Below are 13,962 nucleotides of genomic sequence, written 5' to 3' on the forward strand. Positions count from 1 at the left end.
CAGCGCTTTCCCAGAGTCGGTACTGTGGGGGCGTCATCCCACCCGAGCAAGGACACGATGCCACCTCATAGACCCGGGGCGGTCGCATGCTGACCGCCGTTCTCGGAATTCTCATCGGCTTCCTGGTGGTGCTGGCGATCACCGCGCTGACCGGATACTTCGTCGCGCAGGAATTCGCCTACATGGCCGTGGACAGGTCGCGGCTCAAAGCTCGGGCCGAGGCCGGTGACCGCGCCGCCGCCCGTGCGCTGGCCGTCACCCGGCGCACCTCGTTCATGCTCTCAGGCGCGCAACTCGGCATCACCGTCACCGGACTGCTGGTGGGCTATGTCGCCGAGCCGCTGATCGGGCGCGGTTTCACGGTGTTGCTCGGCGGCGCCGGGATCCCGACGGCGATCGCCGTGGCGATCGGCGGCCTGGTTGCGATCACGGTGTCCACCGTCGTGCAGATGGTGTTCGGCGAGCTGTTCCCGAAAAACCTCGCGATCGCCCGCCCGGAACCGTTGGCTTGCCGGCTGGCGCTGTCCACCACGCTGTACCTGAAGCTGTTCGGCTGGCTCATCTGGCTGTTCGACCAGTCATCGAACCTGCTGCTGCGCGCTCTGCGCATCGAGCCCGTGCACGACGTCGAGCACTCCGCCACCCCGCGCGACCTCGAACACATCGTCGCCGCGTCCCGCGACGCCGGCGAGATCCCCGACGAACTGTCGGCGCTGCTCGACCGGATCCTCGACTTCCCCACCAGCACAGCCGAACACGCGATGATCCCGCGCTCGCGTGTGGACACCGTGTCCGCCGACGAACCGGTGGCCACCGTGCTGGCGCGGATGGCCACCGGCCACACCCGTTACCCCGTCACCGGCTCGAGTCCCGATGACGTGGTGGGCGTGATCGAGCTGCTGGACCTGCTGGGGCCGGTGCCCGCCACCGACACCGCGCAAGCACATTGCCGGCCGCCGGTGGTGGTGCCCGAGACGTTGCCGTTGCCCAACGTGGTGCGTCATCTTCAGCGGGCCGGGGCGGAGATGGCCATCGTCATCGACGAGTACGGCGGCTTCGCCGGCATCGTCACGATCGAGGACATCGCCGAGGAACTTGTCGGCGAGATCGACGACGAACACGACACCGACACCGAGGCCGACGTGATCGCCGACGGCGACGGCTGGCTTCTCGCCGGAGATCTCCCGCTGGACGAGGCCGAACGTACGCTCGGCGTCACCCTGCCGCCCGGTGACTACGAAACGGTTGCCGGCATGGTGATCGCACATGCGGAAGGACTGCCCGCCGTCGGCGACGAGGTCGTGATCCCGTTGCCCGCCGACCCGGCGGATCTGCGCGGCGACGGAGTGCCCCCGAAACGGTTGTTGAAGGCGCAGGTCCGCTCGATCGAGCGGCGCGTCCCGGCATCGGTGTTCGTGACCGTCTCCGAGGAGGCCGGCGATGAGTAGTCCGTGGGTCGTCGCCGCAGTCACGGTCGCGCTGATCGGCCTGAGCGCCTTCTTCGTCGCGGTCGAGTTCGCACTGATCGCCGCGCGGCGCAACCGGCTGGAGGATGCCGCGGCCACCAGCGCCGCCGCCCGCGCCGCGCTACGCAGCGCCGGCGAGCTCTCCCTGCTGCTGGCCGGCGCTCAGCTCGGGATCACCGTGTGCACGCTGCTCCTCGGTGCGATCACCAAACCCGCTGTGCACCACGCCATCACACCGCTCATTCGCGGTCTTGGCGCCCCGGTTTGGGCGGCCGATGTCGGCGGCTTCGTGCTGGCGTTGCTCATCGTGACGTTCCTGCATCTGGTGGTCGGCGAGATGGCGCCGAAGTCGTGGGCCATCGCCCATCCGGAACGGTCCGCGACGCTGCTCGCCCTGCCTATGCGGGGGTTCATGTTCGCGACCCGGCCGCTGCTGCGGGCGCTCAACCACGCCGCGAACTGGTGTCTGCGCCGCGTCGGTGTCACCCCGGTCGACGAACTGGCCGACAGCCAGGACCCCGACGCGCTGCGTCAGCTCGTCGAGCACTCGGCCACCGTCGGCACCCTCGACGAGCGCTATCACGCGAACCTGACCAGCGCGCTGGAACTGGAGGCGCTGACCGTCGGCGAACTGGCCCGCCGCGATGCCCAGTACAGCGAGGTGCCTGCCGACGCGACGCCCGCCGAGATTCAGCAGACCGCGTACAGGTCCGGCCATCTGCGGCTCCTGGTCCGCGACGGCGCAGCGGTGGTGGGCGTGGTCCATGTCCGGGACAGCCTGTCCACCACGGCCACCGCCCGCGAGCTGATGCGGCCCGTGCTGTCAGTTCCGGAGAGCACCCCGGTCTATGAGGCGCTGCGCCTGATGCGGGAGACCCGCAACCACCTGGTCGTGGTCGACGGCCCGTCGGGACGGGGGCTGCTGACGCTCACCGATCTGCTGTACCGGCTGTTGCCTGACGCCGCGTAAACGGTCAGGGCTGGACCTGGAAGATGTTGTTGAACGGTGTCTGTGCCGCCGCCCGGAACCGGCTGAAGCCGGCCTCCCGGACCACGTCCCGGATGCGTGCCGGACCGGCCTGGGTGCCCAGCGCCATCCCCACCGGCTGCGCCAACGACGACGGTGTGCACAGCAACGTCGAAAACCCGTAGTAGGCACGGCCGATCGGGTTGAGGTTGTCTTCCACCCGGTCGCCGGCCGCTGGTTCGACGATCATCCAGGTTCCGTCCTCGGCGATCACCTCGCGGACCCGGCGAGCCGCGCCGACCGGATCGCCCATGTCGTGCAGGCAGTCGAACATCGTCACCAAATCGTATGGCCCACCGCTGATCTCGTCGGCTGCGGCAACCTCGAAACTCACCTGCAGATCGGCGTGTGCCGCGCCGGCCCGCTGCCTGGCGGTCTCGATGGAGCCGGCGTGCACGTCGGTGCCGACGAAGACCGAGTTGGGGAACGCTTGTGCCATGAGCAGCGTCGAACCACCGTGGCCGCAGCCGACGTCCGCGACTCGGGCGCCGCCGGCAAGCTTGTCCGCCACCCCTTCCAGGGCCGGAATCCAGTCGTTGACGATGTGGCTCGCGTAGGTCGGCAGGAAGAACTTCTCGCAGCCGACGTGTACGTCGGAATTGTGTTCTCCCCAGCCCATTCCCGCCCCGGTGCGGGCCGCGTCGACGATTGTCAGGGCGTCGCGCAACGTCCCGTAGGCGAGTTGGAACAGCCCACCGACGAATGCGGGGCTGGTCTCGTCGTGTAGTGCCGTGGCCTGTTCCGGCGGGAGATGGTAGCGCCCTGTCGCCGGGTCGTACGCGACGAAACCACCGGCAGCCTGGGCGTTGAGCCATTCGCGGGCGTAGTGCTGGTCGGTGTGTGTGCGCTCGGCGAGTTCTGCTGGCGTGCTCGGTCCGTTCTTGACGAGGCTGCGGTAATAGCCGAGGCGCTGCCCCATCACCACCAGCGCGCAGTTCAGCGCCGCACCGGTTTCGTCGACCGCGCGCAGCACGAAACTCATCAGCCGGTCCGGATCGACCGAGGGCGTGGGCGTGGCGGGCGGAGATAGCGGAGATGTAGTCATCGTGGTGTCCTTTCTCCGGAGGGCTACACCACTCAGCATGAACCTGCGGACGCCGCAGCGGATCAGGGATGACTACCTGTTTCCAAGCGACCTTCCAGCCAACGGGCCTCCCCCGGCCGACGTGTCGGTTCGGCACGCGAGAGCCCGTTCAGCCGACGGGAACCGGGACGTCGTCGGGCAATGAAGGCACCCGGGTGGCGCGCACGTAGACGGTGTCGCCTTCCTTGAGTCCCAGCGCCTCGGCGTCACCGCGGGTGATCTGCGCCGTGAACGGCGTGTGCGTCGCGGCGTTGGTCAGCTCGACGCGGACCTCGAAGCCCAGCACCACGATCCGGTCGATGGTCGCGCGCGTCACGCCGGTGGACTGGGCGGAGCCGTCCGAGGTGGCGATCGCCATCTCCGGGTTGCGGCCCACCCGGATGTCGTGGGGCCGCACCAGCACCCCGTTGAGTGACGAGACCGCACCCAGGAAGGACATCACGAACGCGTTGGCCGGCCTGTCGTAGACCTCCGTCGGCGACCCGACCTGCTCGATGCGGCCCTTGTTGAGCACCGCGATCCGGTCGGCGACGTCGAGGGCCTCCTGCTGATCGTGGGTGACCAGCACGGTCGTCACGTGCACCTCGTCGTGCAGGCGGCGCAGCCAGGCCCGCAGGTCTTCACGGACCTTGGCGTCCAGCGCGCCGAACGGCTCGTCGAGCAGCAGCACCTCGGGATCGACGGCCAATGCGCGGGCCAGCGCCATGCGCTGGCGCTGCCCGCCGGAGAGCTGGTTGGGGTAGCGGCTCTGGAAGCCCGCCAGCCCCACCACCTGCAGCAGGTCGTCGACCCTGGCCTTGATCTCGGCCTTGGGCTTCTTGCGGATCTTCAACCCGAACGCGACATTGTCGCGCACCGTCAGGTGCTTGAACGCGGCGTAATGCTGGAACACGAAGCCGATTCCGCGCTTCTGCGGCGGGATGTGCGTGACGTCGCGGCCGTTGATGGTGATGGTTCCGGTGTCGGGCTCGTCGAGTCCGGCGATGGCGCGCAACAACGTCGACTTGCCCGATCCGCTGGGCCCGAGCAGCGCGGTCAGCGAACCCGCGGGCACCTCGAAGTCGATGTTGTCGAGCGCGGCGAAGTCGCCGTACCGCTTGTTGGCGCCGGTGACGGTGATCGCGTGGGTCATGCTGTCTGCTCCTATGGGCCTATTTTGCGGCGCGTGTCCGGCGGGCGTCGAGGATCACCTGGGCGATCAGGACGAGGACAGCCACGGTCATCAACAGGGTGGAGATCGCGTAGGCGCCGTATTCGGCGCCGCGGGTATACCGGTCGTGCACCAGCAGGGTGAGAGTCTGGGAAGAGCCGGGCAGGTTCGCCGCGACCATCAGCACCGCACCGAACTCGCCGAGGGTGCGGGCGATCGTCAACACGATGCCGTAGGTCAGCCCCCACCGGATCGACGGAAGCGTGATCCGCCAGAACGTCTGCCACCACTGTGCGCCGAGGGTGGCCGAGGCTTCCTCCTGGTCGGTGCCGATCTCATGGAGCACCGGTTCGACCTCGCGGATCACAAACGGGACCGTGACGAAGATGCTGGCCAGCACGATGCCGGGGAAACCGAAGATGATCTTCCAGCCGAAGCCGTTCTCCAGGAAACCGAAGAGTCCCGCCGACCCCCACAGCAGGATCAGCGCGACGCCGACCACGACCGGAGACACCGCGAACGGGAGGTCGATTATCGCCTGCAGGATGCTCTTGCCACGGAACCTGTTGCGGGCCAAGACCAATGCGGTCGGGACGCCGAACAGCACGTTGAGTGGCACCACGATCGCGACGACGAGCAGAGACAGATTCAGCGCCGAGATCGCCGCCGGGGTGCCGACCGACGCGAGAAACTCGCCGATGCCGGGTGCGAACGTCCGCCACAGGATCAGTCCGACCGGCACGACCACCAGCACGGCGACGTAGGTCAGCGCAACCCAGCGCAGCACATGGCGGACCAGCGGCGAGAGCGTCATGGCGCCAGAGCCTCCCGTTTCGCGGCCCGCGCACCGATGGCGCGCAGGATGAACAGGATCACGAAGGAGATCGCCAGCAGCACGATCGAGATCGCGGCGGCGCCGACCCTGTCGTCGTTCTCGATCAGGGTGCGGATCCATTGCGAAGACACCTCGGTCTCCCCGGGCACCGCGCCGCCGATCAGCACCACCGAGCCGAACTCACCGATGGCGCGGGAGAACGCCAGACCCGCACCCGACAACAACGACGGCAGCAGGGCAGGCAGGATCACCCGCGCCAGGATCGTGACGTTGTTCGCGCCCAATGAAGCCGCGGCCTCCTCCACCTCCCGGTCGAGTTCGAGCAGCACCGGCTGCACCGAGCGCACCACGAACGGCAATGTCACGAACAGCAGTGCGATACCCACACCCCACTTCGTGTGCTGCAGGTGGATGCCCACCGGGCTGGCGGGACCGTACAGCGCGAGCATCACCAGGCTGGCGACGATGGTGGGCAGCGCGAACGGCAGGTCGATCACCGCGTCGACCAGACGCTTGCCGGGGAACTCGTCGCGGGTCAGCACCCAGGCGACGATCAGGCCGAAGAAACCGTTCACGACGGTGACGCCGATGGAAATGGTGAGCGTCACCCGCAGCGACGCGAGCGCGGACGGCGACGTGACCGCCGACCAGAACGCCCCGAACCCACCCTCGGCGGACTGCCACACGATCGCGGCCAGCGGCAGCAGCACGATCAGCGACAGCCACATGGTGGCCGCCCCGACACGCAACGACGTGGAACCGTGGCTGCGATACCGCAGCCGCGAGGGCGGGCCCGAGCCACCGTCACCGGTGAGCTCGGGCCGGATCGATTCGGGATTCGGATCGACCACCCCGGAGGATGAGGTCATCCAGTGGCCTGCTTGTAGATCTTGGTGATGGTGCCGTTGTCCTTGTCGAACAGCTCGGCGTCGACCTTGGACCAGCCGCCGAGATCCTCGATCGTCCACAGCTTCTCCGGGGCCGGGAACTTGTCGGCGTATTCGGCGAGAACGCCCGGGTCAACCGGCCGGAAGTTGGCCTCGGCCCACAGCTTCTGCCCCTCCGGAGTGAACTGGAAGTCCACGAACGCCTGCGCCTTGTCCAGATGCTTGCTGGTGTTGACCACCGCGGTGGGGTTCTCGATCTTGAACGTCTCGGCCGGGTTGACATGCTCGAGGTCGAAGTTCAGCGCCTCGTTCTCGTAGGCCAGCAGCACGTCGCCGCTGCCCTGCCGGAACACGTCGGTGGCCTCGCGGCCCGAGCCGGGACGCAGCTTGACGTGCTCGGTGACCAGCTTGTTGACGAAGTCGATGCCGGCCTGCGGGTCCTGGCCGCCCTTGCTGGCGTACGCGTACGGCGCGAGGAGGTTCCACTTGGCCGCACCCGAACTCAGCGGGCTCGGCGTGATGACCTCGACGCCCGGCTTCAGCAGGTCGTCCCAGGTGCGGATGTTCTTGGGATTGCCGGGACGCACCGCGAAGCTGACCACCGAACCGAACGCGATGCCCTTGTTCGGACCGGCGTCCCAGTTCTCGTCGACCTTGCCGGCCTTGACCAGGCGGGTGATGTCGGGTTCGACGGAGAAGTTCACGATGTCGGCGGGCTTGCCGGCCTCCACCGCGCGCGATTGGTCACCGGACGCGCCGTAGGACCCGGTGACCGCGACGCCCTTGCCCTCCTCGGTGGCCGCGAAAGCCGGCGAGGTCTTCGACCAGCCCGGCTCCGGAACCGCGAACGCGACCAGGGTGAGCGTGGTCTCGGCGTTGGTGTCGGCGCCTTCCCCGCCGGGCACGTCGCTGGCGCCGCCGGCGCAGGCGGCCAGCACTGTCGCCGATACGGCCAACGCGGCGGCGGTGCGCCAGCGCTTCGTCGATTTCAGGGTGTTGTGCATGGATGGCCTTCCGGTGTCGGATTTCGGGGGTGGACCGTTCCGGAAAGGCGGGTTCAGCGCTGAGACAGGTGCGCCACAGCAGTCACCGACACCGAGCCGTGAACGGGCAGAAAGTCAGCGACAACAACAGACATCAGCAACGGCACACAGACCCACGGCAATGAGAGCCACGATGTGGCCGCTCTTGTTGCCGGACGCCGATTGCATGGCGCGAAGCGTAACAGAGTTGCCGGACAGCGGCCGTGCGGGTCTTTTGGCACCCCGTCAGCGCGTGAGCAACCACATCACGATGACGAACACGATCAAAGCCACCAGGACCAGGGTGACCCGCGAACGCGGCATGCCGCTCATGCGTCGCCACCCTCTCTGTCGTCGTCGATGTGTCGGATCCGGTGCAGAATGCGGATGCCGTTGCCCAGCAGGCCGTCGAGCACCACGGCCACCACGTAGGCCAGCGCCAACACCACCGGCATCACGACCACGGTCTGCGCAACGAACGGCAGACCGGACAGCCACAGCTCCACTCCGTCCCACCAGCTGAGGAAGCCGTCCATCCGGCCAGACTATGCGTCCGGGGGCCCGGCGAAACACCGGGTGGTCGAGTAGACGCCGGGGCGCCCGGCAGTCGATGATGAGCAAATGGTTCTGCCGCAGACCGAGACCTCTGCAGAGTTGTCCTCCGACGGGGATTCCGGAGCGTTCGCGCTGGCCGCCCCGCCGGCCTATCCACACCAGAGCGCGCTGCGCAATCCGTTCCCCCCGATCGCAGACTATGCGTTCCTGTCCGACTGCGAGACCCAGTGCCTGATCTCGTCGGCGGGCTCGGTGGAGTGGCTGTGTGTGCCCCGGCCGGACTCCCCCAGCGTGTTCGGCGCGATCCTGGACCGCGGCGCCGGTCATTTCCGCCTCGGCCCCTACGGAGTGTCGGTGCCGGCAGCGCGGCGCTACCTGCCGGGCAGCCTGATCCTGGAGACCACGTGGCAGACCCACACCGGCTGGGTGATCGTGCGCGACGCCCTGGTGATGGGTCCGTGGCACGACCTGGAGACCCGGTCGCGCACGCACCGGCGCACCCCGATGGACTGGGATGCCGAACACATCCTGCTGCGCACCGTCCGGTGCGTCAGCGGCACCGTCGAGCTGGTGATGAGCTGCGAACCGTCGTTCGACTACCACCGCACCAGCGCGCACTGGGAGTACTCGGCGCAGGCGTACGGCGAGGCGATCGCCCGCGCGACCAAGAACCCGGACTCGCACCCGACACTGCGGCTGACCACCAACCTGCGCATCGGTCTGGAGGGTCGCGAGGCGCGGGCGCGGACCCGGCTCAAGGAGGGCGACAACGTCTTCGTCGCGCTCAGCTGGTCCAAGCATCCGGCGCCGCAGAACTACGAAGAGGCCGCCGACAAGATGTGGAAGACCAGCGAGTGCTGGCGCCAGTGGATCAACGTCGGCGACTTCCCCGACCACCCGTGGCGGGCCTACCTGCAGCGCAGCGCGCTCACGCTGAAGGGCCTGACCTACTCGCCGACCGGTGCGCTGCTCGCCGCGCCGACCACGTCGCTACCGGAAACCCCTCAGGGGGAACGCAATTGGGATTACCGGTATGCGTGGGTGCGTGACTCGACGTTCGCGCTGTGGGGTCTGTACACGTTGGGCCTGGACCGCGAGGCCGACGACTTCTTCGCGTTCATCGCCGACGTGTCGGGCGCCAACAACGGCGAGCGGCATCCGCTGCAGGTGATGTACGGGGTCGGCGGGGAACGCAGCCTGGTCGAAGAGGAGCTCAATCACCTGTCGGGCTACGACAACTCGCGCCCGGTGCGCATCGGCAACGGCGCCTACAACCAGATGCAGCACGACATCTGGGGCACCATGCTGGATTCGGTGTATCTGCACACCAAGTCGCGTGAGCAGATCCCCGAGACGCTGTGGCCGGTGCTCAAGGAACAGGTCGAGGAGGCCATCAAGCACTGGCGGGAACCCGACCGGGGCATCTGGGAGGTCCGCGGCGAACCGCAGCACTTCACGTCCAGCAAGATCATGTGCTGGGTGGCGCTGGACCGGGGCGCCAAGCTCGCCGAACTGGAAGGCGAGAAGGCCTACGCGCAGCAATGGCGCGCGATCGCCGAGGAGATCAAAGCCGACATCCTCGAACACGGCGTGGACGAACGCGGAGTGCTGACGCAGCGCTACGGCGACCCGGCGCTCGACGCGTCGCTGCTGCTGGCCGTGCTCACCCGGTTCCTGCCGCCGGACGACCCGCGCATCCGTGCCACGGTGCTGGCCATCGCCGACGAGCTGACCGAGGAAGGTCTGGTGCTGCGCTACCGGGTGGAGGAGACCGATGACGGCCTGTCCGGCGAGGAGGGCACGTTCACGATCTGCTCGTTCTGGCTGGTGTCGGCGCTCGTCGAGATCGGCGAGATCCACCGCGCCCGGCATCTGTGTGAGCGGTTGCTGTCATTCGCCAGCCCGCTGCATCTCTACGCCGAAGAGATCGAGCCCAGCACCGGGCGGCACCTGGGCAACTTCCCGCAAGCGTTCACCCACCTGGCGCTGATCAACGCCGTCGTGCACGTGATCCGCGCCGAGGAGGAGGCCGACAGTTCCGGCGTCTTTCAGCCGGCCAACGCCCCCGTGTAACGACAACATCGCGATTTTGCGTCTGCCCGCGCAGAATGCTGCCGTCGAAGGCCGGCACGATGGACCATCGGTGCCATGAGTTCTCGTGTGGCAGACGACACCTCGCGTCAAGTGATCGACATCGCCATCGGCATTCTGATCGGTCTGCGTGGCTACTCGCGCGGCGAGGCGTTCGACGAACTGGTGCGCGTGGTGCGCCAGACCGGAATCGGGTTGGGCGCCATCGCTTCCGGGTTGGTCGCAGTCGCCAGCGGTTCGGCGTCGGCCGACCATGCCGAGGCGTTCAACGCGTGGGGTGAGCTGATTATGACCGGTCGTGGGGCGGCGCTCGCCGCGCGGTGAGCGCTACCTGGCCGCGGCGTTCTCGACCATCGCGCTCGCGATCTCGGCGGCCTCGTCGGTGATGCTGTAGCCGCAGGCCCACACCTCGGCGGTCAGGTTGGACACCACCGACAACGCATGCTGGCAGGCCCACCCGTCGGCGCCCTCCTGGGTGGTCAGCTGGGTGATCAGCGTGTCACCGGCCTCGACATCGTCGAGCTCCCACAGGTAGTCGCCGTCCCCAACCGTGATCGCGGCGTTGGCGCACTCCTGCCACGTCGCCGACGAGCGGTCGAAGAACTGCCGCGCGTTGCCTGCCGCCGGGTACAGCACGGCCGTCTGCTCCACCCAGTGGTCGTTGTCGTCGTCGGGTTCGCGGGCGACCTGGTCGCGCATCGCCGTCCAGCCGGTGCCTTGATACACCGGCGCCTCCGCGCCGTACACCGCGCCAAGGCACGCCGGATCCGACACCTCGGCCGAGTGGTCGGTCATCTCCTCGAGTTCGCTGGTGACCTTCATCCGGGTCGAGCCGACGATCGCGTTCAACTCCTCGACGGTCAAGAGCACGTCGTCCAGCCTGGCCTCGTCGAGGGGTGGCACATTCAGCGGCGCCGCGCCGCGGCCACGCACCGCGGTTCCGTCCACGCTGCTCACACACCCGGTCAACAGCACCGAGAGCGCGATGGCGACACCTGCAGCGCAGGCACGAGGAATCGCGCCGAGATTGTTCACACGATTATTGTCGGCCATCACCGCCGGTCGGCCCACTGCGGCGCGGGTTCAGCGGGCCGCGACGATCTTGTCGAGAATGACGTCGGCGACCGCGACCGCCGGCCGAGCGTCCGCCGCGGCGCGCGGGTCGACGAGCTCGACCTCGACGATGCAGTCGCCGGCCAGCCCGACGGCCCGCACGCCCGTCGGGGACTCGGTGCCACCCGAGGCATGGAGCACACTCGCCGAGACCACGCGTTCGCCGAACGAGACTCCGGTGATCCGGCTCATCTCGCCGCCGCCCGGCACCGAGGACTGCAACGCGACGGTCCGCCCGTCACAGCGCCGCCACTGTGTGGTGAGCGACGCGAAAAAAGCTTGGGCGGCAACAGGATCCGCCATCTGCACGACACCGAAGAACCCCGACACCGGCGGTGCGTCGAAACCGCCACCGGCCCAAGTGTTGCTGGCCACCGACTGTACCGGGCTGGTGTCGTAGACGACCTTCTGCATGCGGTAAGCGGCGCTCACGCACTCCGCGGGCGTCACCTGCGCATCGGCGACGCTGCGCAACAGCACGTCGGCGTTCCCCTCGACCGGCCGGCCAAGCAGACCGTTCGGACCGGTGGCCAGCAGCGCGGACAACTCCTGCGCGGTGGGCAGGAGCTGTCCAAGCGGCCGCGTGGGCGAGGGCTGTGCGGCCTCGGCGATGCGCACCGTGGGGCGCTCGTCGACGGGAACACCTGCACAACCCGACAGTGTGACAGCCACGCACGCCGCCCCCAGCGCCCCCGCCACCCGCATCGCCATCCCCCTTCGATAGCACGCCCAGCGCGGCCGCGCGACCGGTTCGGGAGATGGACGCCGTATCAGAGGCAGCCGTTGACAGTCGGGGCCCGGCCATGCAGACCCGCGCGCGTCACTTCTTCGGCTTGTCCGCGCCTGCCTCGGTGGACAGCGCGGCGACGAACGCCTCCTGCGGCACGTCGACGCGGCCGATGGTCTTCATCCGCTTCTTGCCTTCCTTCTGCTTTTCCAGCAGCTTGCGCTTACGGGTGATGTCACCGCCGTAGCACTTGGAGAGCACGTCCTTGCGGATGGCCCGAATGTTCTCGCGCGCAATGATTCTCGATCCGATGGCGGCCTGCACCGGCACCTCGAACTGCTGCCGCGGAATCAGTTCCTTGAGCTTGGTGGTCATCTTGTTGCCGTACGCCGACGCGCCGTCCTTGTGAACAATCGCCGAAAACGCGTCGACGGCCTCGCCCTGCAGCAGGATGTCGACCTTGACCAGGTCGGCCTCCTGCTCTCCGGCCTCCTCATAGTCCAGGCTGGCGTAGCCGCGGGTGCGGGACTTCAGCGAGTCGAAGAAGTCGAAGATGATCTCGCCGAGCGGCATGGTGTAGCGCAGCTCGACGCGTTCGGGCGACAGGTAGTCCATGCCGCCGAGCTCGCCGCGCCGGGACTGGCACAGTTCCATGATGGTGCCGATGAACTCGCTCGGCGCGATCACCGTGGTCTTGACCACCGGCTCGAACACCGACCGGACCTTGCCTTCGGGCCAGTCCGACGGGTTCGTGACGATGATCTCGGTGCCGTCGTCTTTGATCACGCGGTAGACGACGTTCGGCGCGGTCGAGATCAGGTCGAGGTTGAACTCACGTTCGAGCCTCTCCCGGGTGATCTCCATGTGCAGCAGCCCGAGGAACCCGCAGCGGAACCCGAACCCGAGCGCCACCGAGGTCTCGGGTTCGTACGTCAGCGCCGCGTCGTTGAGTTGCAGCTTGTCCAGCGCTTCGCGCAGCACCGGGTAATCCGACCCGTCCACCGGGTACAGGCCCGAATAGACCATCGGCTTGGGCTCGCGGTAGCCCGTCAGCGCCTCCTTGGCGCCGTTGCGGGCCCTCGTCACCGTGTCGCCGACCTTGGACTGGCGGACGTCCTTCACGCCGGTGATGAGGTAGCCCACCTCCCCGACTCCGAGCCCGTCGGAGGCCTTGGGTTCGGGTGAGACGATGCCGACCTCAAGCAGTTCGTGGGTGGCGCCGGTGGACATCATCGCGATGCGCTCGCGCGGGGTGATCTTCCCGTCGACCACCCGCACGTAGGTGACGACGCCGCGGTAGATGTCGTACACCGAGTCGAAGATCATCGCGCGCGCGGGCGCGTCGGGGTCGCCCTGCGGCGGCGGGATCTCGCGCACCACGTGGTCGAGCAGGTCGGCCACGCCCGCACCCGTCTTGCCCGACACCCGCAGCACATCCTCGGGCTCGCACCCGATGATGTGGGCGATCTCGGCGGCATACCGGTCGGGATCGGCGGCGGGCAGGTCGATCTTGTTCAGCACCGGGATGATCGTCAGGTCCCGGTCCAGCGCCAGGTACAGATTGGCCAGCGTCTGCGCCTCGATGCCCTGGGCGGCGTCGACCAGCAGCACCGCGCCCTCGCAGGCCTCCAGCGCGCGGGACACCTCGTAGGTGAAATCGACATGGCCGGGGGTGTCGATCAGATGCAAAACGAACTGCTCACCGTCGACCTCCCACGGCAAGCGCACGTTCTGCGCCTTGATGGTGATGCCGCGCTCGCGCTCGATGTCCATCCGGTCCAGGTACTGGGCCCGCATCGAGCGCTCGTCGACGACGCCGGTGAGCTGCAGCATCCGGTCGGCCAGGGTGGACTTGCCGTGGTCGATGTGAGCGATGATGCAGAAGTTCCGAATCTGCGCCGGCGCAGTGAACGTCTTGTCAGCGAAACTGCTGATGGGAATCTCCTGGTGAGCGGGGTGTGGCAGCCGAAACCGGCCCTTCCAGAGTATCGAGAGCAGGCCCCCG

14 protein-coding genes are annotated in these 13,962 nt (G+C 68.0%); 4 read left to right on the forward strand and 10 right to left on the reverse strand.

Translation table 11 applies throughout. The annotated features are described in order from the left end of the window. The first annotated feature begins 86 nt into the window (after positions 1-86). Complete coding sequence (locus ACXMYJ_RS10960; protein WP_260754151.1) at positions 87-1,448, forward strand: hemolysin family protein; 1,362 nt, start codon at positions 87-89, stop codon at positions 1,446-1,448. Continuing rightward, positions 1,441-2,436 carry a CNNM domain-containing protein gene (locus tag ACXMYJ_RS10965; RefSeq protein WP_260754152.1) on the forward strand — a complete coding sequence of 332 codons (996 nt, stop codon included), beginning with the start codon at positions 1,441-1,443 and terminating at the stop codon, positions 2,434-2,436. Before ACXMYJ_RS10960 ends, ACXMYJ_RS10965 begins: the two co-directional genes overlap by 8 nt. A gap of 4 nt (positions 2,437-2,440) precedes the next feature. Here the strand turns inward: ACXMYJ_RS10965 and ACXMYJ_RS10970 are convergent, their stop codons facing one another. The 7 genes from ACXMYJ_RS10970 to ACXMYJ_RS11000 form a co-directional block, all read right to left on the reverse strand. Next, positions 2,441-3,538, reverse strand: a complete 1,098-nt coding sequence (locus ACXMYJ_RS10970) for a class I SAM-dependent methyltransferase (RefSeq protein ID WP_260754153.1) — start codon at positions 3,536-3,538, stop codon at positions 2,441-2,443. Between the two features lie 148 nt (positions 3,539-3,686). Continuing rightward, the gene (locus ACXMYJ_RS10975; RefSeq protein ID WP_260754154.1) at positions 3,687-4,709 is read right to left on the reverse strand and encodes a sulfate/molybdate ABC transporter ATP-binding protein; all 1,023 of its coding nucleotides are present in this window, start codon (positions 4,707-4,709) and stop codon (positions 3,687-3,689) included. Positions 4,710-4,728: 19 nt separating this feature from the next. After that, positions 4,729-5,541, reverse strand: coding sequence for a sulfate ABC transporter permease subunit CysW (gene cysW / locus ACXMYJ_RS10980; protein ID WP_260754156.1), 813 nt, complete (start codon positions 5,539-5,541; stop codon positions 4,729-4,731). Continuing rightward, positions 5,538-6,431, reverse strand: coding sequence for a sulfate ABC transporter permease subunit CysT (cysT, locus tag ACXMYJ_RS10985; RefSeq protein ID WP_443187931.1), 894 nt, complete (start codon positions 6,429-6,431; stop codon positions 5,538-5,540). The genes cysW and cysT overlap by 4 nt, the downstream gene beginning before the upstream one ends. Beyond that, the gene (locus ACXMYJ_RS10990; protein WP_443187930.1) at positions 6,428-7,453 is read right to left on the reverse strand and encodes a sulfate ABC transporter substrate-binding protein; all 1,026 of its coding nucleotides are present in this window, start codon (positions 7,451-7,453) and stop codon (positions 6,428-6,430) included. Before ACXMYJ_RS10990 ends, cysT begins: the two co-directional genes overlap by 4 nt. 114 nt (positions 7,454-7,567) lie before the next feature. Then, the gene (locus ACXMYJ_RS10995; RefSeq protein ID WP_356948658.1) at positions 7,568-7,660 is read right to left on the reverse strand and encodes an Ms4533A family Cys-rich leader peptide; all 93 of its coding nucleotides are present in this window, start codon (positions 7,658-7,660) and stop codon (positions 7,568-7,570) included. 140 nt (positions 7,661-7,800) lie between these two features. Continuing rightward, positions 7,801-8,007, reverse strand: coding sequence for a hypothetical protein (locus tag ACXMYJ_RS11000; protein ID WP_443187929.1), 207 nt, complete (start codon positions 8,005-8,007; stop codon positions 7,801-7,803). An 85-nt stretch (positions 8,008-8,092) separates the two neighbouring features. On the opposite strand from ACXMYJ_RS11000, the gene ACXMYJ_RS11005 reads away from it, so the two are divergent. Both ACXMYJ_RS11005 and ACXMYJ_RS11010 read left to right on the forward strand, forming a co-directional pair. Beyond that, a complete protein-coding gene (locus tag ACXMYJ_RS11005; RefSeq protein ID WP_443187928.1) occupies positions 8,093-10,099 on the forward strand; it encodes a glycoside hydrolase family 15 protein in 2,007 nt (668 codons plus the stop codon). A gap of 75 nt (positions 10,100-10,174) precedes the next feature. Next, positions 10,175-10,441 (forward strand): ANTAR domain-containing protein, encoded by a 267-nt coding sequence (locus ACXMYJ_RS11010; RefSeq protein ID WP_460356059.1) that lies wholly within the window; start codon positions 10,175-10,177, stop codon positions 10,439-10,441. Positions 10,442-10,444: 3 nt separating this feature from the next. Here the strand turns inward: ACXMYJ_RS11010 and ACXMYJ_RS11015 are convergent, their stop codons facing one another. From ACXMYJ_RS11015 to lepA, 3 genes are all read right to left on the reverse strand, one after another. Next, positions 10,445-11,170, reverse strand: a complete 726-nt coding sequence (locus tag ACXMYJ_RS11015; protein WP_460356062.1) for a sensor domain-containing protein — start codon at positions 11,168-11,170, stop codon at positions 10,445-10,447. Between the two features lie 30 nt (positions 11,171-11,200). Continuing rightward, positions 11,201-11,941 carry a sensor domain-containing protein gene (locus ACXMYJ_RS11020; protein ID WP_460356064.1) on the reverse strand — a complete coding sequence of 247 codons (741 nt, stop codon included), beginning with the start codon at positions 11,939-11,941 and terminating at the stop codon, positions 11,201-11,203. A 109-nt stretch (positions 11,942-12,050) separates the two neighbouring features. Next, the gene (lepA, locus tag ACXMYJ_RS11025; protein ID WP_260758187.1) at positions 12,051-13,955 is read right to left on the reverse strand and encodes a translation elongation factor 4; all 1,905 of its coding nucleotides are present in this window, start codon (positions 13,953-13,955) and stop codon (positions 12,051-12,053) included. Between the last annotated feature and the right edge of the window lie 7 nt (positions 13,956-13,962).

The sequence above is a fragment of the Mycobacterium sp. ZZG genome (genome assembly GCF_054786995.1).

Excerpts from the sequence above, each read along its gene's own strand:
- ACXMYJ_RS10960 (WP_260754151.1), top strand. The coding sequence starts at position 87 with ATGCTGACCGCCGTTCTCGGAATTCTCATCGGCTTCCTGGTGGTGCTG.
- ACXMYJ_RS10965 (WP_260754152.1), top strand. The coding sequence starts at position 1,441 with ATGAGTAGTCCGTGGGTCGTCGCCGCAGTCACGGTCGCGCTGATCGGC.
- ACXMYJ_RS10970 (WP_260754153.1), bottom strand. The coding sequence starts at position 3,538 with ATGACTACATCTCCGCTATCTCCGCCCGCCACGCCCACGCCCTCGGTC.
- ACXMYJ_RS10975 (WP_260754154.1), bottom strand. The coding sequence starts at position 4,709 with ATGACCCACGCGATCACCGTCACCGGCGCCAACAAGCGGTACGGCGAC.
- cysW (WP_260754156.1), bottom strand. The coding sequence starts at position 5,541 with ATGACGCTCTCGCCGCTGGTCCGCCATGTGCTGCGCTGGGTTGCGCTG.
- cysT (WP_443187931.1), bottom strand. The coding sequence starts at position 6,431 with ATGACCTCATCCTCCGGGGTGGTCGATCCGAATCCCGAATCGATCCGG.
- ACXMYJ_RS10990 (WP_443187930.1), bottom strand. The coding sequence starts at position 7,453 with ATGCACAACACCCTGAAATCGACGAAGCGCTGGCGCACCGCCGCCGCG.
- ACXMYJ_RS10995 (WP_356948658.1), bottom strand. The coding sequence starts at position 7,660 with ATGCAATCGGCGTCCGGCAACAAGAGCGGCCACATCGTGGCTCTCATT.
- ACXMYJ_RS11000 (WP_443187929.1), bottom strand. The coding sequence starts at position 8,007 with ATGGACGGCTTCCTCAGCTGGTGGGACGGAGTGGAGCTGTGGCTGTCC.
- ACXMYJ_RS11005 (WP_443187928.1), top strand. The coding sequence starts at position 8,093 with ATGGTTCTGCCGCAGACCGAGACCTCTGCAGAGTTGTCCTCCGACGGG.
- ACXMYJ_RS11010 (WP_460356059.1), top strand. The coding sequence starts at position 10,175 with ATGAGTTCTCGTGTGGCAGACGACACCTCGCGTCAAGTGATCGACATC.
- ACXMYJ_RS11015 (WP_460356062.1), bottom strand. The coding sequence starts at position 11,170 with ATGGCCGACAATAATCGTGTGAACAATCTCGGCGCGATTCCTCGTGCC.
- ACXMYJ_RS11020 (WP_460356064.1), bottom strand. The coding sequence starts at position 11,941 with ATGGCGATGCGGGTGGCGGGGGCGCTGGGGGCGGCGTGCGTGGCTGTC.